This is a genomic window from Novosphingobium sp. AP12 (genome assembly GCF_000281975.1).
GTDB lineage: Bacteria > Pseudomonadota > Alphaproteobacteria > Sphingomonadales > Sphingomonadaceae > Novosphingobium.
This window is the reverse complement of sequence record NZ_AKKE01000125.1, coordinates 1-25,357: the sequence shown is the minus strand read 5'-3', so window position 1 is coordinate 25,357 and position 25,357 is coordinate 1. Positions and strand designations below refer to the sequence as shown.

At 63.8% G+C, this 25,357-nt stretch carries 18 protein-coding genes; 6 read left to right on the top strand and 12 right to left on the bottom strand.

What is annotated here, in order from left to right:
* Window positions 1-190 precede the first annotated feature (190 nt).
* Window positions 191-2,485 carry a TonB-dependent receptor gene (locus PMI02_RS17500; RefSeq protein WP_007685264.1) on the top strand — a complete coding sequence of 765 codons (2,295 nt, stop codon included), beginning with the start codon at window positions 191-193 and terminating at the stop codon, window positions 2,483-2,485.
* A 503-nt stretch (window positions 2,486-2,988) separates the two neighbouring features.
* On the opposite strand, the gene PMI02_RS17490 is transcribed toward PMI02_RS17500, so the two are convergent.
* From PMI02_RS17490 to PMI02_RS17430, 12 genes are all read right to left on the bottom strand, one after another.
* Window positions 2,989-6,183 carry an efflux RND transporter permease subunit gene (locus tag PMI02_RS17490; RefSeq protein ID WP_007685259.1) on the bottom strand — a complete coding sequence of 1,065 codons (3,195 nt, stop codon included), beginning with the start codon at window positions 6,181-6,183 and terminating at the stop codon, window positions 2,989-2,991.
* 3 nt (window positions 6,184-6,186) lie between these two features.
* Window positions 6,187-7,374 carry an efflux RND transporter periplasmic adaptor subunit gene (locus tag PMI02_RS17485; RefSeq protein ID WP_007685257.1) on the bottom strand — a complete coding sequence of 396 codons (1,188 nt, stop codon included), beginning with the start codon at window positions 7,372-7,374 and terminating at the stop codon, window positions 6,187-6,189.
* A gap of 4 nt (window positions 7,375-7,378) precedes the next feature.
* On the bottom strand, window positions 7,379-8,623 hold the full coding sequence (locus PMI02_RS17480) for a TolC family protein (protein WP_007685256.1): 1,245 nt from the start codon (window positions 8,621-8,623) through the stop codon (window positions 7,379-7,381).
* Between the two features lie 616 nt (window positions 8,624-9,239).
* On the bottom strand, window positions 9,240-10,544 hold the full coding sequence (locus tag PMI02_RS17470; protein ID WP_007685254.1) for an aminotransferase class V-fold PLP-dependent enzyme: 1,305 nt from the start codon (window positions 10,542-10,544) through the stop codon (window positions 9,240-9,242).
* Window positions 10,545-10,578: 34 nt separating this feature from the next.
* On the bottom strand, window positions 10,579-12,045 hold the full coding sequence (locus PMI02_RS17465) for a M20/M25/M40 family metallo-hydrolase (RefSeq protein ID WP_007685252.1): 1,467 nt from the start codon (window positions 12,043-12,045) through the stop codon (window positions 10,579-10,581).
* Between the two features lie 71 nt (window positions 12,046-12,116).
* Window positions 12,117-13,619 carry a DUF3526 domain-containing protein gene (locus PMI02_RS17460; protein WP_007685250.1) on the bottom strand — a complete coding sequence of 501 codons (1,503 nt, stop codon included), beginning with the start codon at window positions 13,617-13,619 and terminating at the stop codon, window positions 12,117-12,119.
* The gene (locus tag PMI02_RS17455) at window positions 13,616-15,016 is read right to left on the bottom strand and encodes a DUF3526 domain-containing protein (protein WP_007685248.1); all 1,401 of its coding nucleotides are present in this window, start codon (window positions 15,014-15,016) and stop codon (window positions 13,616-13,618) included. Before PMI02_RS17455 ends, PMI02_RS17460 begins: the two co-directional genes overlap by 4 nt.
* Complete coding sequence (locus tag PMI02_RS17450; protein WP_007685246.1) at window positions 15,013-15,729, bottom strand: ABC transporter ATP-binding protein; 717 nt, start codon at window positions 15,727-15,729, stop codon at window positions 15,013-15,015. The genes PMI02_RS17455 and PMI02_RS17450 overlap by 4 nt, the downstream gene beginning before the upstream one ends.
* 32 nt (window positions 15,730-15,761) lie before the next feature.
* Window positions 15,762-16,220, bottom strand: a complete 459-nt coding sequence (locus tag PMI02_RS17445; protein WP_007685245.1) for a Rid family detoxifying hydrolase — start codon at window positions 16,218-16,220, stop codon at window positions 15,762-15,764.
* A 275-nt stretch (window positions 16,221-16,495) separates the two neighbouring features.
* On the bottom strand, window positions 16,496-17,218 hold the full coding sequence (hutC, locus tag PMI02_RS17440; protein WP_007685243.1) for a histidine utilization repressor: 723 nt from the start codon (window positions 17,216-17,218) through the stop codon (window positions 16,496-16,498).
* Window positions 17,219-17,321: 103 nt separating this feature from the next.
* Window positions 17,322-18,035, bottom strand: coding sequence for a UTRA domain-containing protein (locus PMI02_RS17435; protein ID WP_007685242.1), 714 nt, complete (start codon window positions 18,033-18,035; stop codon window positions 17,322-17,324).
* Window positions 18,032-19,411: a formimidoylglutamate deiminase gene (locus PMI02_RS17430; RefSeq protein WP_007685241.1), complete on the bottom strand. Its 1,380-nt coding sequence runs from the start codon at window positions 19,409-19,411 to the stop codon at window positions 18,032-18,034. Before PMI02_RS17430 ends, PMI02_RS17435 begins: the two co-directional genes overlap by 4 nt.
* 85 nt (window positions 19,412-19,496) lie before the next feature.
* Between PMI02_RS17430 and hutI the strand changes: the two genes are divergently transcribed.
* Genes hutI through PMI02_RS17405 form a run of 5 tightly spaced genes read left to right on the top strand, consistent with a single transcriptional unit; the run spans window position 19,497 to window position 25,231 of the window.
* The gene (gene hutI, locus PMI02_RS17425) at window positions 19,497-20,693 is read left to right on the top strand and encodes an imidazolonepropionase (RefSeq protein WP_007685240.1); all 1,197 of its coding nucleotides are present in this window, start codon (window positions 19,497-19,499) and stop codon (window positions 20,691-20,693) included.
* Complete coding sequence (gene hutH, locus PMI02_RS17420; protein ID WP_007685239.1) at window positions 20,690-22,219, top strand: histidine ammonia-lyase; 1,530 nt, start codon at window positions 20,690-20,692, stop codon at window positions 22,217-22,219. Before hutI ends, hutH begins: the two co-directional genes overlap by 4 nt.
* Window positions 22,216-23,028: an N-formylglutamate deformylase gene (hutG, locus tag PMI02_RS17415; protein ID WP_007685238.1), complete on the top strand. Its 813-nt coding sequence runs from the start codon at window positions 22,216-22,218 to the stop codon at window positions 23,026-23,028. Before hutH ends, hutG begins: the two co-directional genes overlap by 4 nt.
* 5 nt (window positions 23,029-23,033) lie before the next feature.
* Complete coding sequence (hutU, locus tag PMI02_RS17410; RefSeq protein ID WP_007685237.1) at window positions 23,034-24,701, top strand: urocanate hydratase; 1,668 nt, start codon at window positions 23,034-23,036, stop codon at window positions 24,699-24,701.
* Window positions 24,698-25,231 (top strand): HutD family protein, encoded by a 534-nt coding sequence (locus PMI02_RS17405; protein WP_036504327.1) that lies wholly within the window; start codon window positions 24,698-24,700, stop codon window positions 25,229-25,231. The genes hutU and PMI02_RS17405 overlap by 4 nt, the downstream gene beginning before the upstream one ends.
* Window positions 25,232-25,357 lie beyond the last annotated feature (126 nt).

The following is a 25,357-nucleotide window of genomic DNA, read 5'->3' as shown; positions in this document are numbered from 1 at the left end:
GACCTACCATCCGGCCGAAGCTGCGCAATTTTTAGGCAGGCAATAGTAATGTTGCCTTAAAGATAATCACACGGCCTCAAGCTTGCGAGCTTACTCATTACCGCGCAATTTTCGACTTGACGGTCCTGTCTATACAGGGTCACACTAGCCAAGCTTCGTAAGAGAGCAAATTCTAACAACAGGGGTAAACATGCAGGGTAAGCTGTATCTGATGGGGGCTTCGATAGCGGCCCTCGCTTCGTCATACGTGCCGGTGTACGCTCAATCGACCCCGGCTGCGCGGTCCGCGCCCTCCAACGATCCCAGTGAGATCGTCGTCACGGCAACTCGCCGTGAAGGTACCGCGCTAGAGGCTCCGCTCAGCCTAACCGCGATCGGCGAGAAGGAACTTGAAAAGACGGGCGCGACCAGCATCACTCAGATCGCTGATCGTATCCCAGGTCTGACGTTCGCTACCCTGGGCCCCAATGCCAACCGTTTCTTTATCCGTGGCATCGGCTCGTTCGCGTCTAACCAGTCGCCTACTACCGGCCTCTATTTCGATGAGACACCGCTGCAGGTGCGAACAAGCACCGGCCTGTTTTCGCCCGACCCGATCATGTACGACTTAGCACGCGTCGAAGTCCTGCGCGGCCCGCAGGGCACGCTGTTCGGGTCGTCCGCGATGGGCGGCACCATCCGCTTCATCAGCAACAAACCCGATCCGTCGAAATTCGAGGGTAAGGTCTATGCCGAGGCATCGACGACCGACGACGGCGGAGACAGCTACAACCTCAAGGGCGCGGTGAACATCCCGCTGGTCGAGGACAAGCTCGCCGTCCGGATCGTGGGCGTGCATGCGTACGACGCCGGTTGGATCGACAATATTCGCCCCGTGGGTGCGAACATCTACGAAAACGTCAATCGCCCGGAAGCTTGGGACCGCGACGTCAACTGGCTCAAAACTAACGCTGTGCGCGTGATGGTTGGCTTCACGCCGGACGCCACGTTGCGCATCACGCCGAGCTTCTACTATTCGCGCGTCAAGGGCGGAGCGGTTAAACCGCTGCAGGATGAAGCCCTAGGTGTCCGCAACCGTCAGGAAGCCCGCTGGATCGATGAACCGTTGGACACGCGTCTCATCAATGCAAACCTGCTAGTCGAGAAGGACGTCGATGTCCTAGGCGGGATGACGCTGCTGTCGTCGACTTCATACCTGGACGGCAAGCTCGACCGCATCGTTGACGTCACCGGATTTGGCCCAACCCAACCGGGACTTGTTCAGCCGGTCGGCCGACGCATCACGATCGCCTTCGATTCACGCGCCAGGGTGAAGCAATGGACGCAGGACCTGCGGGTCGTGTCCAAATCGGACGGTCCGCTGGGCTATGTGGCCGGCGCGTATTACAATAATACGAAGTCGCCAACGCTGATCGTGAACCGGGTCATCAATGACTACGGCACCGGGGCTGCACCTATTCAGCGCATCCGGGACTTCGGCTTCAAGCAGGAAGAAAAGGCTCTGTATGGCGAACTCACGCTTACGCTGGGGGCGTTTGAGCTGGGTGCAGGCGGTCGTTATTTCCGATATGACCAGACCGATAGCAGGCTTCAGGCCAGACCTTTCCGTACGGTACCTATCGACTACGACTTCTCCGTTCGTACCAAGGAAGACGGGTTCACGCCGCACCTAACCGCAGCGTTCAAGCCAACACCGAACCAGAACTTCTACGTGACCTATTCGCAAGGCTTCCGTACCGGAGGCAGCAACGCGCCGATTACTGAAGATCAATGTCCGGCAGCACTGCGGCAACAGTTGGGAATTCCCGACAATCCGGGCCCGTTCAAGAGCGACAAGACCACTAACTACGAAGCCGGCGCCAAGGTCCGTGCGGGGCAGGTCCAGTTCAGCGGTGCGGTCTACCAGATCGACTGGGACGATTACCAACAGGCGGATTCGCGCTCCTGCGGCATTTCCGCGTTCAGCTACACGGCCAACGCAGGCAAGGTGCGCAGCCGCGGCGCTGAGGCCGAGGTCTCGGTGAGCCCGATCGAAGGCCTAAACCTGAGCGGTAACGCCGCATACATCAACGCCAAGTTCCGCAACGACAACCCTTCGCTAGGCTACAAAGCAGGCGATGCCCTCCCCGACATCCCGCGCTGGACGTACGGCGGCGTCGCGGAGGCTACCGTCCCGGTCAACACCGCGCTTTCGTTCCGGTTGCGCGGTGACTTCAACCACGTTTCGGGTATGCGCACCGCAAGCGGCACCAGCACCGGTCCGACCCCCGACCGCCGCGCCGCTTATACGCTCGTGAACGCCAGCGCGGCGTTGGTCTCCGACGACCAGTGGGAACTCACGTTCTTCGTTCGCAACCTAACCGACGCGATTGCCAATTATGGCTACGATACCGGATATGCCCGCAGTCTTTCGGGAAGTTCGGATCTATCGGTGCTCGCCAACCGTCCGCGCAACATCGGCGTCTCGTTCGACAAGAGCTTTTAAGTAGCCCCGAAGAAGCTGCATTAGCGCTATAACCGAAACCTCCGGCGGGCCTGCTCGCCGGAGGTTTCCTATTGCGCTTCCCTCCGATGGGTACGCAGCCGACTTGAGACGCCTCACCCCGCGACGGGATCGGCGTTACAACTGCGGACGCGAAATGGTTCGCCTCACGCAACCTTCCAGGACCACAGGTTCGCTGGCTGCTTCGAGATGATTCACGAGCCAGTCGTCTTGCCGCGGCGTGGGGCGGCGCACGCTCTCGCCAGGTCAGCCTAGCATGGAGCCCCACCAACATGATCACCTTCAGCGGGACCAGCAGGGTCGCTGAGACGGTCCTGGAGGTGACCGACGACGCAGGCAACTGTTGGACCTTCGCGGCGATCCAGACGCCCGCGCCGTCATCGCGACGACGTAAGCGGCCCGTCACGCCTCGCTGGCGCGTGGGCGGGCTCCACGCCCTGACGCATCAGCTCCTGGATCGACGTCAGCATCTGGCGAGCAGGTGATCATGCCTCTCCTCCCGGCCGCGCGTCCTTCGGCCGGGTCAGCCTGGCATAAAGCACCGGCACCACGAACAGCGTCAGCAGCGTGGCCGAGACGAGCCCGCCGATGACGACCGTCGCAAGCGGCTTTTGCACTTCCGCGCCCGATCCGGACGCTAGCGCCATCGGCACAAAGCCGAGAGAGGCCACCAATGCTGTCATCGCAACGGGACGTAAGCGGCTCATCGCGCCCTCGCGTGCGGCACGTGCGGGCTCCATGCCCTGACGCACCAAGTCCTGGATTGAGGTCAGCATCACCAGGCCGTTCAGCACGGCGATGCCAGAGAGGGCGATAAAGCCCACTGCGGCCGAAACCGAGAAGGGCATACCCCTTACGAACAACGCCAGCACACCGCCGACCAGCGCCAATGGCACACCGGTAAAGACGATTGCGGCATCACGCACTTTGCCGAGCGCACCGTAGAGCAGCAACAGGATCATCGCGAAACAGGCCGGAAATACCAGCATGAGGCGATCGCGAGCGGAAGCGAGGTTCTCGAATTGTCCGCCCCATTCAAGATGGGCGCCAGCAGGTAGACGGACTTCCCTGCTGATCGCTGCTTGCGCGTCGCTCACCACGCTGGCGATGTCGCGGCCGCGCACGTTGGCTTGCACGACGATGCGGCGCTTGCCGTTCTCCCGGCTGATCTGGTTGAGCCCGGTCACGACGGTAATGTCGGCCACGCTGGACAGCGGCACGTAGGCCCCTCCCGGTGTCGGCACCGGGATCTGACCCAATTGCGCCGGGTCGGATCGCTGGGTGTCGTCGAGTCGGATAGTCACCGCGAAGCGCCGGTCGCCTTCGAAGATCATACCAGCTTCACGCCCACCCACGGCGGCGGCGATGACGTCCTGCACCCCCTTGGCAGATATCCCGAGCGGCGCCATCGCCTCCCGGCGGGGACGGATGTCGAGCATCGGCAAACCTTCGGTTTGCTCGACGCGCACGTCGCTTGCCCCTTCCGTGCGTCGCAGGACCGTCGCGATGCGCTCGGCAGTGCGCGCCATGGCGGTGGGATCATCACCAAAGACTTTGACGGAGACGTCGCCACGAACGCCCGCAATCAGTTCGTTAAAGCGCATCTGGATCGGTTGGCTGATCTCGAACGCCTGTCCCGGCAACTCCTTCAGCTTCTCCTCGATAGCTGCTACCAACTCCGCCTTGGGCAAGGCAGGGTCCGGCCACTCACCGCGCGGTTTCATAACGACGAACGTATCAGAGATGTTAGGCGGCATCGGGTCCGAGGCCAATTCCGCAGTGCCCGTCTTGGAAAAGACGAAACGCACCTGCGGAAGCGCTGCAATTGCCGTCTCGACCTGAAACTGCATCGCCTGGCTTTCCTCCACCGAGGTTCCGGGCACCCTCAGGACCTGCACCGTCGCGTCTCCCTCGTCGAGCTGTGGCAGGAACTCCTGCCCCTCCAGCAGGAAAGTGCCGAGCGCCAGCGCAAAGGCGCCGAGCGCCACCCCCATCGTCCGGCGCGGCCGGTGCATTGCGCCAGCAAGACCCGGCTCGTAGCGGGCCTCGAGCCAGCCCATTATGCGCCCTTCCTTTTCCTCGACCAAGCGCGAGAGGAGGATCGAGAGCATCGCCGGCACGAACGTCAACGAGAGAACAAACGCACAGGCGAGTGCAAGGATCACCGTCAGCGCCATGGGCGTGAAGGTCTTGCCTTCCACCCCGGTCAGAGTGAGCAGCGGAACGTAGACAAGAATAATGATCGCCTGCCCGAAGACCGATGGCCGGATCATCTCGCGCGCCGCGCCCGTGACGGTAGCCAGACGTTCCTCCCGCGTCAGTACCCGGCCCACGCGATGCTGGCCTTCGGCCATGCGGCGCAGCGTGTTCTCGACGATGATCACCGCGCCGTCGACGATCAGGCCGAAGTCAAGCGCCCCCAGGCTCATCAGGTTTGCGGACACACCACCATGCAGCATCCCGAAAGCGGTCATCAGCATGGTCGCAGGGATGACTAGCGCGGCGATCAGCGCTGCGCGCAGGTTTCCAAGCAGGGCGAACAGCACGACCACGACCAGCAACGCCCCTTCGCCTAGGTTCTTGGCTACGGTGCCGATCGTCGCGTTAACCAGCGCTGTTCGATCGAGCACCGGCTGAACAATCACGTCGGTCGGCAGTGACGCGTTGATGTCCTCCAGGCGCTTTGCCACCGCCGAGGCAACAGTGCGGCTATTCTCGCCCAGGCGCATGACCGCGGTCCCGACGACGACCTCCCGGCCGTTTTCAGACGCTGAGCCCATGCGAAGCGCTTGGCCGGTCTTCACGGTCGCCACCTGACTCAACACGATCGGCACGCCCTCTCTCGTGGCAATGACCGTCTTAGCGAGGTCGTCCGCTCCAGCGAGGCGCGCATCCGATCGGACCGCCAGCCCTTCCCCATTGCGATCGACGACCCCGGCCCCCACCGCCGCGTTGTTCTCCTCGAGCGCGCGGGCGAGATCGTCAATGCCAATCCTCAGCGCAGCCAGACGCTGAAGGTCGGGTACGACCTGAAACTGCTTGACGTATCCGCCGATGGCATCGACCCCCGCAAGCCCTGGGGTGTTTTTAAGCAGCGGCGTCACAATCCAATCCTGAGCGGTGCGAAGGTACGTTGCCTGATCCGCCTGGCTCACCAGCCTTTCGCCCTCGGGCGTAACGTAGCTGCCATCGGGCTGAATGCCGGGCTCTCCCGGTTCGTGGCGATCGTCTTCTCGGTGGTCGAGGCGGGCGGTCCACATGTAGACCTCACCAAGCCCGGTCGCGATCGGTCCCATTTCAGGTGTCACGCCTTCCGGCAGCCCGGCGCTGACCCCGGCGAGGCGCTCATTCACCTGCTGGCGGGCGAAGTAGATGTCCGTGCCATCGGTAAAGACAGCGGTGACCTGCGCGAAGCCGTTGCGACTGAGTGAACGGGTGTATTCTAGTCCTTGAATACCGGACAGCGCGGTCTCGATGGGGAACGCGACTTGGCTTTCGATAAGTTCAGGCGACAGCGCCGGCGCCCGCACATTTATCTGGACCTGATTATTCGTGATGTCGGGAACTGCGTCGATAGGCAGGCGCGCGAGTGACCATGCGCCGACGAGGCAGGCGATGAACGTCAGCAGCAGAACCAGCCAGCGCCGCGCGACGGAAAAGGAGACGATTGTGTCTATCATGGCTCAGTGCTCATGCTCCGCTTCGCCTTTGCCGAGTTCGGCCTTGACGAGGAAGGATCCGGTCGCAGCGATCCGCTCGCCACCCTTCAGGCCGCGGGTGACAAGGACGTTGCCTCCGCTCGCCTGCCCGACCTCGATAGCGACAGACTTGAATCCTGTGTTTGTGCGCACGAACACGGACGGGCGCCCTGCGACCGTCTGGATTGCAACCTGCGGAACTGAAACGCCCACGGAGCCTTCGATCACCGGGAGGGAGACTTCGGCGCTCACCGCCTCGCCGACGCGCCACTGGCTGCTGCGATTGTCCAGTTCGGCGATCGCGGGGACCAACCGCGTTTCGGGATCAACCACCGGTGAGAGGAAGCGGATGGTCGCTTCCCCGCTGCGACCGGGCGCCGTGACCGCGACGCGCGCACCGGGGCGCAACCGGGCCGCATCGGCGCTGGAAAGCGACAGCGTGACCGTCACCTTGGTCAGATTGGCGACACGATAGAGTTCGGTGTCCGCGGTAACCACTTGCCCGAGCGTAGCGGTGCGAGCAATGACTTGGCCCGATAGGGGCGAAGGAAGCGCCACTCGATTGAGCCCACTGCCCGCCCTGCCGGTTGCCGCCAGTTGCTGACGCGCCAGGCGGAGGGCAATCCCAGCTTCGGTCGCCGCCGTCCGCGCGGCGACGAGGTCCTGCTCGGGCGAGACCTTCTCGGTGAACAGTCGCCGTTCGCGCACGAGGTTGCTGTTGGCGAGTGAGAGACGCGCCGTCGCGGCCTCGATTTCGCCTTGGAGCAGCGCGACCTCTCGGCTCTCCAATACCGCCAGCGTCTCGCCCGCACGGATAGGCTCCCCCAGGTTGCGACTGAGCGTGACGATCCGCCCGCTGATCGCGGCAGTTACGATGCGTATACCCTGCGGATCGGCATCGACCGTCGCCGGCAGCGACACGGCCCCTCCGGCTCCGGCGGATCCAACCGTGACGATTTCTACGCCGGCGGCTCTCAGCTGTACGGCGGTGATGTTGACGACTCCGTCCTCGTGATCGCCCTCTCCGCCGGTATGGCTTTCCTCGCTGCCATGTCCGTGGCCGTTTTCCTCGGCTTCCTTCGGCTCAGAACCGCAAGCACCAAGAGGGAGCGCGAGTACCATAGCGAGCGCCCAACCGAGTTTCGGCAGCGCGGTACCTATCGAATTGTTCATCGGATCACTCCTCGAGGGGAAGCGGCGCGGATGCTGTCAGGCGATCCCTACGTGCCGTAGCGTCATGATAGGCGGCCTGCGCGTTGATGGCGGCCAGCCTGGTTTCAGCGAGCCCGCGCTCGGCATCTAGCAGGTCCAGCTGCCCGAACTTGCCTTCGCGGTAGCCGATACGTGCGATCCGCGCGGCTTCCATCGCCGCATCAAGCGCCGGCCCGCCGGTGATGCGGGCTGCCGTCTCGGCATTGGCGACTTCGGCATCGGCCGATGCAACCGCCTGCGAGATGCGGATCTTCGCTATCCGGCTCTCCGCGTCCGCCTTTTCTCGCTCTGCCCGGGCTTGAGCCAGTGCTGCCGATCCCCGGTCAAAGACCTGGAGCGGAATGGTGACACCAAACGTCAACGCCGTATCCCGCGTCGCCTCGAGGCGGCGTGGCCCTACGAAAATTTGAAGGTCAGGCGTTCGCTGCGTTGCGGCGAGCCGGATTTGCGCATCGGCCGTGGCGACGTCCAACTCCACCGCCCGAACGGCCAGCAAATTCTCGATCAGCGGGCGGTCGACCGGACCGGCAACTGCGAGCCGATCGAGCCAGTCGACGTCGAGCGGAGCATCCACCGGGGCGGCGATCTGGCGAGCCAGGTTTTCACGCGCGACTTGCGCAAGACGGCCCGCCTGCTCAGCCGCCGATCGGGCATTGACCAGCATCAGCGCCCCTCGCTGCTCCTCCAGCGGCGAAGCGCGCCCCGCCCGGACGCGCACCTGCGAGGCATGGTGCGCAGCAAGTGCGATCTCCACTTGCCGACCGGTAATTTGCGCGCGCCGTTCGGCCGCCAGCGCGGCCACGTAGGCCTGTGTGACCGACAAGGTCAGGTCGGCGGCGATCACCGAACGTTCGACCAGCGCACGTTCATGCCGGGCATCGGCGACGGCGATGCGCGCCGAGCGCTTTCCACCCATTTCGAGCGGTATGGTGATCTGCGCGGTCGTCTCCGCGCTGTGGAAGCTACGATAGGCACCACTGCCCGCAACGTTCTCGGTTTGAACAGTGACGGACGGGTTGGGGCGCAGCCCCGCGACGGAGCGGGCTGCCTCTGCCGCCCGCACCTGTGCCGCTCCGGCCTGTCCTAGGGGAGAACCCGCGCCGGCAAGTTCGAGCGCACGACTAAGGGTGAAGGCCGGCGCGCCCTCCTGTGCGTGGACGCCGACGGCGCCCAACGCAGCGACCACGCAGGCCGCGATGAAACGATACATGGATAAACACCTTCCGAAGACGTTAAGATTGGCCGGCGACGCAAGGTGCCGGGCCGAAAAGCGTCTTCAGGTAATAGGTGGCTCGATTTCGGGGGAGTTGGAGAAAGGAGACAACCGGGCGTGAGACGCCGCCGCGGGAGCGGCCGCGAGCGGCCACGGTGCAGTCATGGCCAGGTTGCGATGGGGAGTCCCGACGTGATGTCCATCGCATCCGCCATGATGGTGCGGAACAGGACTGTCCGCGTCGGGTGGTATATGGTCGGGGTCCCCGTCCGCATGCCAGATGGAAGAGCCCGCATCATGCCCCGCGCCTGCAACACCCTCAGTCGCGTGGGCCATCGCGCCCAGTCCCAACGAGAGGACGAGACCAAACGCTGCGACGAAGGCAAGCAGACGCTGCATGCCATGTCGGTAGCACCGCGCAACCGCCCTGTCATCTTCGTGGCCGCGAGCAAGGTAAAGATACTTCCTATCGCGGTCGCGCGTGACCGAAGTTTCAAGCTTCGGCCACGCGCCGTTCCTCCTGCCAATGGTTCGGCAGGGGCCTGCTGCGTCGGCCCGGGTCTTCGCCCACATCCTTTCTGGATAGCCAACACGTAACATCTTTCTTCGGAGCTCAGGCGAACATCTTGTATTCGGCGCGCACGGCGCCGACTAACCTGTCCAGATCTGCACCGGTATTGTAGAGGCCCGGCGTAACCCGCAAAACCGCACCGCCGGCAAGGCCGGCTTTGGCAACGATCATGAGCTTATACTTCGCCAGGAACAACGCCTGCGCCTTTTTGGTCTGCTCGACCGTACGCATGCCCGGAAGGCGGAAGGAGCTGATGGCTGCGTAGTTCGCTGGCTCATCGGGCAGTGTCATCTCCAGCCCGGGAAGCTCGCGCACGGGCTCGACCCAACGATTGCGCAGTGCTTTTAGGTGCTCGAACTTGCGATTAAGCCCGATATGGCCCTGCAGCTCGGCCGCATCCGTGACGGTGAGTTGCGCAGCGACATTGGCGGTCCCTGTCGGGAGGCGGGCGCGGATATCGTCGGCGTCATAGATGCGATTGCCCAGCCACGGAGAGATATCCTGCAGACGGTTCTTCCGGATATAAATGCCTCCCGTGCCTAGCGGCGCCGCGAGCCATTTGTGGAGAGAGAAGCCTACGAAATCTGCGCCTAATGCATTGACGTCGAGCGGCATTTGACCGACCGCCTGGGCACTGTCGAGGATCACATCAACACCGCGCGCCTTGGCCATGCGGATGATCTCGGCCACCGGAGGTATGAGGCCGTTGCGGTTCGAAACATGGGTCAGAAGGAGCAGCTTGGCCGACGGCGTTTCATTGAGCACCTTTTCGTAGGCGGCCAGGATGTTCGCCCGCGTCGAGGGCACCGGTAGCGAAAAGCGCACGACTTTCGCGCCTCGGTTCGCTTGGAGATAATCCATCGCGAACTGCATCTCGTCATAATCGACATCGGCATAGATCACCGAGTCACCCGCCTTGAGCGGGCGGTAGTTGGCGATCAGCGCGTAAAGGGCATCGGTGCCGCCCGCGCTGAACGCCACTTCTCCCGCCTGCGCGCCGATCAGCTTCTCGACGGCCGCCACCGGCGCGCCGAGAACAGCATCACGCGATACGCCTTCCACCCCGTTACGAAGGAAGGTTGAATTGTAGCGGTTCATCCAGTCGAGGTGACGCGTATAGGCCGCCTTCACGGGCTTCGTCATAGCCCCATAGTATGCTGCATCCAGATTCACGACCGACCGGTCAACATCGTAAAGTGCTGCAAACTGCCGCTCCAACTCTGGGAACGAACCGCCGAACCTGGCCACTTTTGCCGGTGTAGAGGCCGCTTGCGCCGCTCCCGGAAGAAACGCCGGTGCGATCGTCGCCGAGCCGGCCGCGATCAGAAAATTCCGCCTGCTAGTCATCGAAAAACTCCATCAGTTACCGGAACGCGACAGGCTACCGCTGCTTCGCCACGTCGGTGAGGATGTCGTAGATGAAATCCACACCCTGCCCGAGCGCTTCGACCGACACTCGTTCGTCGTCGCCGTGAACCGTGGCCCGCTCCGCCTTGAGGATCGGTGTGGACCCAATCCCGTAGACAGGGATGCGGTGTTCACGCCATGGAACAGCATCGGTCGTGCCCGTCAACAGCATGGGAGAGACGCGCGCACCAGGCCATTGCTTCGCCGCAGCGGACTGGATGGCGCGATAGAGGTCAGTGTCGATTGAGGATGCGGGCACCGTGGCTCGTCCGCGATAGTAGGCGACCGGGTCCTGCTCGCTCGCCGCGCTGATCACCTTGAGCTGAACACGTGGATCGGCGATAGTCCGGTTGATGTCCGCAATGAAGGCATCCACGTCGGCACCCGGAAACAGGCGGGCATTCATCACCGCGCTGGCGGTAGGGGGAATGACGTTCGCCTTCACACCCGAATCGATCATCGTGATGACCAGCGAGTCCCTGAGCAGCCCGGAGACGCCTACCTCGCCCGCCGGGTCGAGCGCCATGAGGCGATCTGCAGCCGCTTCCAGATCCGGCCCAGGTGGCAGGTCTAGCACGGACCGGATCGCGGCGCGCACCTCCGGCGTCGCGGAAACGGCAAGCGTCTCCAACTGCGCCCGTGTCGTCGGGCTCAGGCGCACCGGTTGCTTGAAGGCGAGGAGGCGCGTCATCGCGGCGATCAGTTGACCATTCGCCGTCTCATCGATTTTCAACGGGCGCGACGAATGGCCAGTCAGGCCGTTGGCGGTCATCCGAAAGGTCACCGTCAGCTTGTCTACGGTCGAGACGCCGACCTGGCGCACTTTGTGCGCGGCATCCCAGATCGTGTCACCGCCTTCGTTCAGCGCGAACTCGGCGTCCATCTGTGCCCAGTGCTCCTTCTCCAGCCAACTAGTATGGAAGGACCCCTGCTCCTCATCCGCTTCCGCCAATAGGATCACGTCACGCGCCAACGGAACCTTGTTGCGGACTAGTCGCGCCACGGCCAGGCTAAAGGTGGTCAGGTTCGCCTTGTTGTCGAGCGCACCGCGTCCCCACACATATCCATCCTTGACGATCCCGCCGAAGGCCGGGACGCTCCAGCGCGACTGGTCAACGGGGACGACGTCCGAATGGGCAGCGATCAGCACGGGCTTGCGCGAACCGTCGCCTTTGAGGCGCAGGATGAAATGCGCGGCCTTGCCGTTGGGGGCGAGGACGATCTCGCTTTTGACACCTAACTTTGCGAAATAATCCTGAAGGTACTTGGCGATCGCACGCGTGTCGCCGGGCGGATTTGTGCTGTCGAGCTTGACCAGATCCGAAAGCATCGTCGTCGCGGCTAAAGTATCGGCAGCGGTACGCGATTTGGCATGTGCCTGGCCCGTCGCTAGTGCTGCAACGCTGACCAGGAGTGCGGCGCCGACCTTCAAATTCTTCATCGTGGATGCATCCTTCATAGTGTTTCTCACGGCGGGTTCTGGTCCGACCGGGGCAATATTGGTCCGAAAGGTCATTGCAGTTCACCCGGTCGCCACAACCGCCCGCGCCGTACTGCTGCGAGACCAAGAACTGCCGAGATCGCACAGAAGAACGCAGCCCACGCCAGAGCGGGTTCGATCCGCTGGCGTGTCGTCTGGCCGGGCACACGGTAAGACGGCACGGCATGGTGCTCGGTGAAGGTTAGGCGGCCGGCGCACCCGGAGCATGAGTTGGCAGCGGGGTTAAGAACCTGCGCCTTGACGCGCGGATAGACAAAATCGCGTAACTCGTGCTGATATTCGCGGACCGAGGTGAGAAACCGGTCGTGCCGCCGGGCATCCGTTCCCGCGATTGTCGAAAGTGCGTCTTGCAACGCGGCAGGCGGCGAAAGCAGTTCCACCAGCAGCGTCCAGCGTCCGGCAGCTGCGTGCTCCGCCGCCATTCGGTCTGCAGTGGCGCGGAGCCGTCGTTCGCGCTCCGGGGCTACGAAAACGAGGTGAGCGGCATATGACAGGCTTGTCGGGTCTACTGTCTTCGCTTGCGGGAAACTAAGACCGTCAAGCCATTGGCGCACGGACCCGTCCCAGCCCTCGCCCCCGCGCATCACCGCGTCTTCGACGACGCGCCGCTGGTTGATGAAATCGACGTAGGAATTCTGCGGCACGAACAGCGCGGTCCCAAGCGTGGCAGCCTTGGGAACGACGATCGCGAAGAGAGCCCAGATTGCGATGAGAGCACTGGCGCTAGCCGCGGCGCCGCGCTGGAAGCTCAGGACCAACCAGGAAAGCGTAAACCAGAACAATGCATAGGCACTCATCGCCAGCAGCATCGCCCCGAGCCCGACCAAGTCGTGCAGAACAGGAGCACCCGCAACCACGAGCGCCAGGGTTGCAGCGATCAGTAGCAGCGGCACCAGCCAGGCGGCGAGCGCTAGGAGTTTGGTGCCCAGCAGCAGCCTGGGGCTCACGGCCTGCGAAGCGGCAAACCGTAGGATGCCGTGGTCGCGCTCGTAGGCACCCACCATGGTCACCAGTAGGATGACACCGATGGGAAGGAAAAACACGAGCGCGAACCCCATGTCGAACAGACCAAGCGCAAGCGCACGCGGATGCTCAAAATCGTAAGACGGGTCGATGCCGAACGGTGTATCCAGCTTGACGGGGAGGAAGAACGGCAGGAGATCACTCTGGCCTACGCTAAGGGCAGCAAGCGGCAGTGCCGGCTTGGCCGCGCTTTGGCGCAGGAAGTAATGGCTGAAGGCGTCGACGTCGGTCGGGTCCTGCCAGTACTGGATTGTAACGTTGGAAGGCGTTGAGTAGGCGCGAACCTTGGCATCTACGTCAGCACGCCAAGCGGCATCCGCCGCGAGGTTTTTCGCAACAGAGGCGGTTTGGCTGCGGCGCAAGGCCTCGGCATTAACCGCGCCCCAGGCGAAGGCGGCGAAAAGGATCGCCACGACAACCCAGAGGAAACCCCTGCGCGGCATCTGGCGCATCTCCCACCAGAACAGCTTGCGGAAAAGGGACGTCGTCATGGGTGAATCCTCCGGGTCGTCCAGGCCAGCAGTGCAAGGCCTCCTCCCAGCCAGACGAGCAGATAGGCCAACGCGGAACCAATCGACGCGAATGCGAGCGCGATCGACGGTCCGGCGTACGTGAATTCGGGCACCTTACGAAAATCATCATCACCGGCCGTGATGCCGTTAACCTTATAGGTCGACGATTTGCTCTGCGCGGTGAGCAGAAGCCCGTTCATCCGGTTGACGAGGTTGCGGCGATAGCGCTCCGCAGACGTGATAAAATCCAGCTGATGGGCAAAGTCCGATCCCGCCAGCGCACCCGAGAGGGCTTGAGCACCCACTGCCGGAGACATCCATGCCTGCGCCGCGAATGTGCGGTCCTGCTCGGCCACGCGCCTGTAGAAGCCGCCAAGGATCCGGTCGAATACACCGTGAGAGCGCCGCTCGTTGTAGTCGATCAGCGCACCGCGCAAATCAACAGGCAGATCCTCACGCCGGGCAACGCCGTAGCGCTTCATGATGATGCGGGTCTGGGCCTCTCCGGTTTGGGCAGACCAGTAGATGGGAGCTTCGCGCTCCATCTCCAGCTTGACTTCAGCATAGGATGGCAGCGGCGTGATCTGGTTGGCGGCGCTGCTGGCCGCACGAGGTGCTACGAAAGCAAGCACCGCCCACAACCCGAGCAAGACCGCAAAGCCGAGCCGTGCGGTGCGCGCGTTTAGACACACCACGACGCCGATCGCCGCCAGGGTGGCAAAGTAGACGCTGAAAGTCCCAAGCCAGGCCAACAGGCGCATGAGCCCATCAACACTGGGGGCGGTCGCCAGCGCTCCCAAACCTATTAGCAGGGACGGCAACAAGAGCGTCGCAGACGAAAAAAGAGTCACCGCGCCCCACTTGCCCCAGACGTAGGGCGCGGGCCGCCGCGCCGCGCCGAGTGCCAGGCGCATGATCCCCGTCTCGCGATCCGCCGCGGTTGCCCCAAAGGCTACGAGGAAGACCAGAAGTGGCCCAAACTCGACGAGGAAGCGGGCTGGGTCGGCAATTCCCATGCGCTGGAACGGCTCTGCCTCCTGCAGCGGCCGGTAGATCATATCGTTCTGCCAGTGCGGTTCGAGCCACACCGCCTGCCCCACGAAAGGAAGAATGCCCGGATCAAGCGTATGCATCGGAGCGCCGGGCCGGAATGCGTAAATCGAGTAGTGTGCCGCCTGATGGGCGTCCTTGCCACTTTGGTGGAGCCAGCGCTCGCGCTCGGCATGAGCCACTTGGTTCTTTTCGCGGTCCCCCTGGAGGTTGCCGTAGTAACTCGACACTCCCGACAAAACCATGACAAGCGCGAAGACGGCCGCTGCAGCGACGGTCCGGCCGCCCCGCAACATCATTTTCAATTCGAGGCCGAGCGTCTTCATGCTGCAAGCCTGTTGACGTAGATTCGCTCGAGGTCCGCGGGCGTGGTCGAACGCGGGTCGATTTCCTCCACGAGAACCCCGGCGCGCAGGATGCCGATGTGCGTGGCGGCTTCGTGCACACGCCAGATGTCGTGGGTGGTCTGAAGGATCGCCATTCCCTTCCCCGCGAGGTCGCGCAGCATCGCGTAAAATTCGGAGGAGGCGGACGGGTCGAGTCCCGACGTGGGCTCGTCGAAGAGCAGAAGCGAGGCATCCTTAGCCTTGGCGACCGCGACACCCACTTTCTGGCGCATTCCCTTGGAATAGTCGCCCGCGCGGCGGTCGTGGGCGTTGGTTTGCAGCCCCGCTTCGGCCAGCAGTTGGCGGCAAGTCGGCTCGTCGAGATCCTTTCCCGCCAACAGGGCGAAATAGTGCAGATTCTCGATACCCGTTAGCGTTGGATACAGCGCCACCATCTCGGGCAAGTATGCGATCCGTGAACGCGCCTTGATCGGATTCTCCGCGACGTTCAAACCATCCACGAGGATCGTACCTGAACTGGGCTCGATGAAACCCAGGACCATGTTGATCGTGGTCGTCTTGCCTGCGCCATTTGGGCCGAGCAGCGCATAAATCTCCCCGCTGCCAATGCGCAAGTCGAGAGTATCGACCGCCTTAGACTTTCGGAAGCTTTTGGTAACGCCTTGAATGTCGAGAATTGTTCGATCGTTCATGTTGCCCCCATGAGATTTAATCAGTTTCAATGTTAGTGACGAGACCGCTCTGGCCGAACGGCGATCGCTGAAATTTCTATGCGGCCATCGCGCGGTAGCCGCGCGACCTGTACGGTCGCGCGGGACGGCGCGCGCTTGAAATAGCCTGCGTAGATGTCGTTGACGGCCGCGAAGTCACCAAGGTCGAGAAGATATATTTGAGTCTGAACGACATCATTCATCGTCAGTCCCGCCGCGGCGAGAATTGCCTTGATGTTCTCAAGCGCCTGGCGGGATTGTCCTGCAGTATCGCCGGAAGCCATGGTACCCTGGGGCGACAGACCGAGTTGACCCGAAACGAACACCAGTGTGCCGGTATCGATCGCTTGGGAATAGGGCCCGATAGCCGCCGGAGCGGTAGGCGTCTCTACGATACCCGAGGCCGTTTTCGCCAGCGATGGGCCGGTAGCGCACAGCAGCAGCAGAGCAGCGGCGCAGGATAGTACTTTCATCCCTGATGACTCCTAGATCGCGGCGCCGGGCCGGCCGTCGGCACGCATGGAGCAGCCTCGTGACTTCCGGCAATCGCCATCTAACCGGCTACAATGAGGTGCCCTGCGTTCCGCAAGAGCCACTCAAACAGCCCTGTCTATACAGGTATGTCAAGCAAGAATTGCTGGTTTCGGGAGTTAGGTTGCAACTTTCTGACAACCTGCCTGCGTATCAGGCAATATGTGGAGGTCGGAGCACTGGATGCCTAATAAATACGCAAGCGATTACTAGCTGCTCAGACCGTGAAGCGACCCGCGAACTCATACCGCGACCCGGGATAAAGCAGCGTCGCGAACGAAGCGACGATCTCGTTCGTCCACGTTCGCCGGCGCAGAACCAAGCACGGCTCGCCGGGGGCCATGTCGAGCAATTGTGCCTGGTCCGGGTCAGGGTTTGCGGCGCGCACCACATGTTCCGCCCGTTGCAACGGCGCGACGCGCACCAAATGCTCGTTCGGGGTCTCGACGGTGAAGTCTGCCGACATATAGTCCGGCGCGACCACCGGATTTACATAGCGATCCTCAATCTGGATTGGGCGCTCGTTCTCATGGTGCAACACGATGCTGTGAAAAAGCGGCGCCTGGGGATGTACCCCGAACTCGCGAGCAAGGGCCTGGTCGGCACACGCCAACTCTAGCAGCAATACTTCTGCGTGATAGCGATGACCACGCCGGCGAATTTCCTCGGCGATGTTGTTGATCTGGAGCGGGTGCGCTCTCACCGACTGCTCAGCTACAAACGTCCCGACGCCGGCAGTGCGAGTAAGGACGCCTTCCGACGCCAAGTCATTGAGGGCCCGGTTGACGGTCATCCGCGAGACGTTGAGCAGGCGCACGAGTTCATTTTCGGATGGCACTCGACTGAATGCCTGCAGTTCACCTGAACCTATCATGCGCAGGACATGCGCCTTCACTTGCTCATAGAGCGGTACCATTGCAGCCGCGCCCGTTGCCGACATCCCAACTTCCTCCAGCGACGTGCCTGTCGTCGATCCGTTGGATTATCGTGCAGCCGGAAGCTTGTCTATACAGGTCAGCCAGATATCGTCGACGCGCCTGCCATCATCCGTGAGGCGCACCGGGTCCAAAGCGCGCCACCATATCGTAGGCATGGCCAAGGAAAAGCTGGCGTACGTACGTGATCCGTTCCTCTCCGCGCCAAGTGCGGCGCTCCACGCACAAGCAAGGCGTGCCGGCAGAGACCTCCAGCCAGCGCGCCTCATCGCCCGCGACGCCTACCGCGGAGATACGCGTCTCCGCTTCGGTCCATGGCACTTGTTGAAGGAGCCAGGAACCCGGTGGCAAGGTATCGAGGTCGGCATCGACGATCGCAGGGACCGCATCAGTGCTGACAAGACGGAACTCGGCGCCAAGCGGCGCGCCATCGGCGATGTGCAAGCCATCGATCTGCATTAGCATACCGGATGCGGCAAGCAGCCTTTCCTCCTCGTCCTCCCCCGGCGGCCGTACTAGTCGGCGAAGCGGACGATAGGCGTAGGCCTGACCCCGTTCGTGGACCTGCACGGCGATATCGGGAACGTCGAGCACCATCGAGTGGACCTTCGGCTTCGCGACGAAGGTTCCCGCCTTTTTGCGGCGTTCGATGAGCCCGGCAGAAAGGAGTTTCGAGAGCGCCTTGTTCACGGTCATGCGCGAACATCCATAGGTCTGCATTAGGGCCTGTTCGGTCGGCAGGCGATCGCCGGGCGCCAGGAACCCTCCGATGATCCGGGATTCGTAATCAGACCGGATCAGTTCGTGAAGCGACATGGTCATGCGATCAGTCTTTCGAGCACGCGGTGGTAATCCCGGATTGCTTGGTCGCGGATACGGTGCCGCCCGTCGCTAACCAGTTTGGCGCCATGACGCCAGACACAGTCGATAGCCGACCTGCCCGCCCCAAAGACGAAGCTGTCGGTTATGGCATCGCCCTGCCGGTGAGCGAGCGCTGGATGATCGAGGTCGAGGCTGACGATATCGGCCGGCAGACCCACTGCGATGCCGCCTCCGATGCCCAACGCCGCAGCGCCGCCCGCGAGCGCGCCGGCGTAAAGGTCCCCGCCGGTCGAGCGCCCGGCACCGCGCGCCATCACGTTGCGGGCGCGCCGCGTCAACCGCTGCCCATACTCCAGCAGCCGAAGTTCCTCGGCGCAGTCGATCAACACGTTGGAATCGCTACCAACGCCGTACCGACCGCCCGCATCGAGGAAAGTCTCGACGGGAAACAGCCCATCGCCGAGATTTGCCTCGGTGATCGGGCAAAGCCCTGCAACCGCGCCGCTATGGGCCAGCGCCCTCGTCTCCGCGTCGGTCATGTGCGTGGCATGGATGAGGCACCAGCGCGCATCGACCTCAGCGTGATCCAATAGCCACTCGACCGGACGTTGACCGCTCCAGGTAAGGCAGTCGTCCACTTCCTTCACTTGCTCGGCGATGTGGATGTGGATCGGGCGGCCTTTCACCAGCGCCTCGAGATCGCGCAACTGCTCTCGGGAGACGGCACGCAGGCTGTGCGGCGCAGCGCCGACCACCGCATCGGGAAGGCTTCGCGCATGGCCGTCAGCCGAATCGAGCAGGCGCGCGTAGCCGTCGACGTCCAGGATAAAGCGGGCTTGGGCTAGCTGTGGCGGCTGCCCGCCGAACCCTGAATGGCTGTAGAGGACGGGAAGCAAGGTCATGCCGATTCCGCTGGCGGACGCTGCCGCCATCAACGCACCGCTCATCTCACCGATGTCAGCGAAATGAAGTCCCCCACGGTCATGATGCAGATAGTGGAACTCACCAACGCGTGTGAAGCCGCTCTCCAGCATCTCTATATAAGCGAGCGCGGCAATGGCGCTCACATCGTCCGGCGTCATGCGATCGACGAAGCGGTACATGATCTCGCGCCAGGTCCAGAAACTATCGTTGGACGGGCCGCGCCGCTCTGCCAGCCCTGCCATTCCGCGCTGGAAGGCATGACTATGCAGGTTGGGCATTCCCGGCAAGCCACATGCGTGCCGTTCGTCCGAATTCGAAGGTTCCACGTTCATTTCGACAGCGGAGATCCGGCCGCCGGAAAGCGCAACGCGCACATCTCGGGCCCATCCATGCGGAAGTAGAAGATGTTGGAAAAACAATACTTTGCGCGTGACGCCCCAACTTTCCGTCATGAATCTGCTCCTCGCTTCACTTTTTGTCTATACATTAAATCCGAACGGTGCAATCACATTGGGACGGGCAAGCGAGGGGCTGATCATGCGGTGCGATACGATCTGGAAGGATGCCCGGCTTGCCACGATGGTCGGCGATGGCATCGGCGTGGTCGAGCGCGGCATAATCGCAGCGAGCGACGGCAAAATCGTCTACGCCGGTGCCGTCGACGATGCGCCCGGTCTCGATGCCCCACGCGTTGTCGATTGCGAGGGCCGCTGGATCACCCCCGGGCTGATCGACTGCCACACCCATCTGATCCACGGCGGCGACCGCGCGGCCGAGTTCGAGATGCGCCTCGACGGCGCTTCCTATGAACAGATAGCACGGACTGGCGGTGGTATCGTCTCCACCATGCGGGCCACCCGTGCCGCAAACGAGGCCGAACTGGTAGCCTCTGCCCTGCCCCGGCTCGACGCACTGATCGCCGAAGGTGTGACCACGGTGGAGGTCAAGTCCGGTTACGGCCTCGATCGTGAAACGGAGATCTGTATGCTGCGGGCCGCCCGGCGGCTAAGCAGCGAACGCCCGGTCAGCGTGGCCACCACGTTTCTGGGCGCCCATGCGCTGCCGCCGGAATATGCAGGCGATGCGGATGCCTACGTCACGATGCTGTGCGACGAGGTCCTGCCCGAAATTGCCGCCCTCGGGCTCGCCGATGCCGTTGACGCCTTTTGCGAGGGGATTGGCTTTACGCCCCCCCAGACCGAGCGCATGTTCAGCGCCGCCGCCCGCCACGGCCTCCCGGTAAAGCTCCATGCTGAGCAACTGTCAAATCTGCACGGAGCAGCGCTGGCAGCTCATCATGGCGCGCTGTCGGCCGACCATCTCGAATTTCTCGACGAGACCGGCATTGCGGCAATGGCCGCGTCGGGCACCGTCGCGACGTTACTGCCCGGCGCCTACTACTTCGTGCGCGAGACGAGGCTGCCGCCGATCGAGGCGCTGCGCGCCGCCGGGGTACCGATCGCGCTGGCGACCGATTGCAATCCCGGCACGTCGCCGCTCACTTCGCTGCTGCTGGTGATGAACATGGGCGCGACGCTGTTCCGCCTCACCGTTGCCGAATGCCTGGCAGGCGTCACCCGTAACGCGGCACGCGCGCTCGGCCTGGCCGACCGGGGCACCCTGGAAGCCGGCAAGCGCTGCGACCTTGCCATTTGGGACGTCGAGCGTCCCGCCGAACTCGTTTATCGCATGGGCTTCAATCCGCTCCATGCCCGAATCTGGAGTGGTCAATGAACACGATCCTGCTTGTCCCCGGAGAGGTTCCGCTTGGGGACTGGCGCAGCGTCTATCGCGGTGCCACCATCCGTCTGGATCCCGCCTGCGCCCCGCTCGTGGCCGAAAGCGCAGCTGCCGTGTCGCGCATTCTTGCCAAAGGTGAGCCCGTGTACGGCATCAACACCGGTTTCGGTAAGCTCGCCAGCGTGCGGATCGGCGGCAAGGATTTGGCGACGCTCCAGCGCAACATCGTGCTCAGCCACGCGGCGGGCACGGGCGCGCCTTCGCCGGCGCCGGTGATCCGGCTGATGATGGCGCTCAAGCTCGCAAGCCTGGCGCAAGGTGCTTCGGGGGTGCGGCCCGAGACGGTGGCGCTGCTCGAAGCGATGCTCGGAAAGGGCCTGACCCCGGTGGTGCCGTGCCAGGGCTCGGTCGGCGCGAGCGGCGACTTGGCGCCGCTTTCGCACATGGCCGCGACGATGATCGGCGTGGGCGAAATCTTTTACGAGGGCGAGCGCCTGACGGCGGCCGAAGCGTTGCGCAAGGCGGGCCTCCAGCCCACCGTACTCGGTCCTAAAGAAGGTCTAGCCCTGCTCAACGGCACTCAGTTCTCCACCGCCAACGCGCTGGCCGGCCTGTTCGAGACCGAGCTGCTGTTCCGCTCAGCGCTCGTCACCGGCGCGCTGTCGACCGAAGCAGCGAAGGGCTCGGACACGCCGTTCGATCCGCGCATTCACGCGCTGCGCCGACAGAAGGGGCAGATCGAAGTCGCCGACGCCTTGCGCGATCTGATGGCGGGCAGCGCTATCCGCGCCAGCCATCTCGAGAACGATGCGCGGGTGCAGGATCCCTACTGCCTGCGCTGCCAGCCCCAGGTGATGGGCGCGGTGCTCGACCTGCTGCGCCAGGCGGCGACGACGCTGGAGATCGAGGCCAACGGCGTCTCAGACAACCCGCTGATCTTCCCCGAGACCGACGAGGCGCTGTCGGGCGGCAACTTCCACGCCGAGCCGGTCGCCTTCGCCGCCGACATGATCGCGCTGGCGATCTGCGAGATCGGCTCGATCGCCGAGCGCCGCATCGCCATGCTGGTCGACCCCGCGCTCTCCGCCTTGCCCGCGTTCCTGACGCCGCGCCCCGGACTCAACTCCGGGTTCATGATCCCGCAAGTCACCGCCGCCGCGCTCGTCAGCGAGAACAAGCAGCGCGCTTATCCCGCAAGCGTCGATTCGATCCCGACTTCTGCAAACCAGGAAGACCACGTCTCGATGGCCGCCCACGGCGCGCGCCGCCTGCTGGAAATGGCCGAAAACGGCTTCGCGGTCATCGGCATCGAACTGCTCGCCTCGGTGCAGGGGATCGGCTTCCACGCCCCGCTCGCCTCCAGCGACGCGCTCGAAGCCGCCCGCGCGGCCTTGCGCGAAGTGGTGCCCGCGCTGGAGGACGACCGCCATTTCCACCCCGACATGGAAGCGGCGAATGCGCTGATCCGCACAGGCGCGCTCGTCGCGGCGGCCGGTGGTGCGCTGCCGGGTGTGGCATGAGCGACTGGCTCAAGGTCACTGAAGGCGACGCGCCGCTGATCGTCGCCTTCCCGCACATCGGTAGCGGGTTGGCGGACGTCGCAGGCGCCTTCCGCTCGCCCTGGCTGGCGCGGCGCGATGCCGACTGGTGGGTCGACGACCTCTACGCCTTCGCCGCCGACCTTGGCGCGACGCTGGTGGCGACGGGCATCTCGCGCAGCGTGATCGACGTGAACCGCGATCCCTCGGGCGCCTCGCTCTATCCGGGCCAGGCGACGACCGAACTGTGCCCGACGACGACGTTCGACGGCGAACCGCTCTACGCCGACGCCGTGCCGGACGAGGTCGAGATCGCTCGCCGCCGCGCGCTCTGGTTCGATCCGTACCACGCCGCCCTGCAGGCGCAGATCGACCGCCTTCGCGCCGCTCATCCGCGCGTCGTGCTGTACGACGCCCACTCGATCCGCAGCCACGTGCCGCGCCTGTTCGAGGGCGAACTGCCGCAGTTCAACATCGGCACCAACGGCGGCGCCACGTGTGATCCCGCGCTTGCCGCCGCCGTCGAGGCCGTCTGCAAGGCCAGCGGCGAAAGCCACGTCCTTGACGGGCGGTTCCGCGGTGGCTGGACCACGCGCCACTACGGCCGCCCCGAAAACGGCGTCCACGCGATCCAGATAGAACTCGCCATTCGCGGCTACATGGACGAGCCCGAAACGCCGAGCGAGGCCAACTGGCCCCCCGCCTTCGACGCCGCCCGCGCCGCCTTCCTCACCGCGACCCTTGTCCAGATCATCGAAGCCGCCCGCGCCTTCGCCTTTCAGGAAGCCTGACCTCCATGTCCCGTATCGACAACACTCGCGTCATCAAGCCCGCCACCGGCACCGAGCTTTCCGCCAAGTCCTGGCTCACCGAAGCGCCCCTGCGCATGCTGATGAACAATCTCCATCCCGACGTCGCCGAGCGGCCCGAGGAGCTGGTGGTCTACGGCGGCATCGGCCGCGCCGCGCGCGACTGGGCCAGCTACGACAAGATCGTCGAGACGCTGCGCCGCCTCGAAGCCGACGAGACGCTGCTGGTGCAATCGGGCAAGCCGGTCGGCGTGTTCCGCACCCATGCCGATGCGCCGCGCGTGCTGATCGCCAACTCCAACCTCGTGCCGCACTGGGCGAACTGGGAGCATTTCAACGAACTCGATAAGCGCGGCCTCGCCATGTACGGCCAGATGACCGCCGGTTCGTGGATCTACATCGGCACGCAAGGCATCGTTCAGGGCACCTATGAGACCTTCGTCGAGATGGGCCGCCAGCATTACGGCGGCGACTTGTCGGGCAAGTGGCTGCTGACCGCCGGCCTCGGCGGCATGGGCGGCGCACAACCGCTGGCGGCGGTGATGGCGGGGGCCTCGTGCCTTGCCATCGAATGCCAGGCGAGCCGCATCGAGATGCGTCTGCGCACCGGCTACCTCGACGTCGCCGCGAACTCGATCGACGAGGCGATGACGATCATAGAGAAGGCCAACGCCGACAAGGTGGCGCTTTCGGTCGGCCTGCTCGGCAATGCCGCGGAATTGCTGCCCGAGATCTATGCGCGCGGCATCCGCCCGGATCTGCTCACCGACCAGACCAGCGCGCACGATCCGGTCAACGGCTACCTGCCCGCCGGCTGGACGGTCGCCGAATGGATCGAGCGGCGCGAGCGCGAGCCCGAAGCAGTCGCCAAGGCCGCCAAGGCCTCGATGGCGCAGCACGTGCGTGCGATGCTCGATTTCCAGGCGGCGGGGGTTCCCACCACCGACTACGGCAACAACATCCGGCAGGTCGCGCTCGACGAGGGCGTCGAGAACGCGTTCGACTTCCCCGGCTTCGTCCCCGCCTATATCCGCCCGCTGTTCTGCCGCGGCGTCGGCCCGTTCCGTTGGGCCGCGCTTTCTGGCGATCCCGAGGACATCTACAAGACCGACGCCAAAGTGAAGGAGCTGCTGCCCGACAACGCGCACCTGCACAACTGGCTCGACATGGCGCGCGAGAAGATCCAGTTCCAAGGCCTGCCCGCACGCATCTGCTGGGTGGGCCTGGGCGATCGCCAACGCCTCGGCCTCGCCTTCAACGAGATGGTCGCGAGCGGCGAGCTGAAGGCCCCCGTCGTGATCGGCCGCGACCATCTCGACAGCGGCTCGGTCGCCTCGCCCAATCGCGAGACCGAGTCGATGAAGGACGGTTCGGACGCGGTGAGCGACTGGCCGCTGCTCAACGCCCTGCTCAACACCGCCAGCGGTGCGACATGGGTCTCGCTGCATCACGGCGGCGGCGTCGGCATGGGCTTCTCGCAGCACTCGGGCATGGTGATCGTGGCGGACGGTACGCCCGAAGCGGCGGCGCGGCTTGAGCGCGTGCTGTGGAACGACCCCGCCACCGGCGTCATGCGCCACGCCGACGCGGGCTACGACATCGCCAGGGATTGCGCCGAGGCGAAGGGCCTCGATCTGCCGGGCATTCTGGGGTGAGCACTGTAACCGTCATCCGGGCCGTCGATTGCCTCGCAGTGCCATGGAAGAACGGCGGCGGGACGACGCTAGAAATTGCCGTGTTCCCGCCAGGGGCAAGCATGGACGACTTTCTCTGGCGGCTAAGCATGGCCAAGGTGACTGCCCCGGGTTCATTCTCCTTATTTCCCGGCATCAATCGGACACTGGCGGTGCTGGAGGGGACACTGGCGCTTTCGGGTAAAGGGATTGACGCGCAACTTGACAGTCGAAGCGCACCTGCGGAGTTCGACGGTGGGATAGCGGTTTACGGCCAACCTGTCGGCAGGCCGGTGCTTGATCTGAATGCGATGGCTAGGCGCTCGCACCATGCGGTGCGGATGAGCAGGCTCACGCTTGGTATGCAGACCCCCTCAGCAGGGTTTTTGGTGGCCCTGGCCCCGCAGACGGTTTCGTCACACCAGCTTGATACACATGACTGCGTGAAATACGCCGAGCCTATCCTAGCTGGGGGACCTGCAATTATCGTGACCTTTACCGGTAGGATTTGATCTCCCTATTGATCAAACGGTGATTTTACCCCGCGCTGCCGCGACACTACCGTCTAAAATAGCCCGCGGCCAAAGATATCCCAGAGAGGCTTATAATGTCGCGTCATATCCCGTGGATCATCCTCG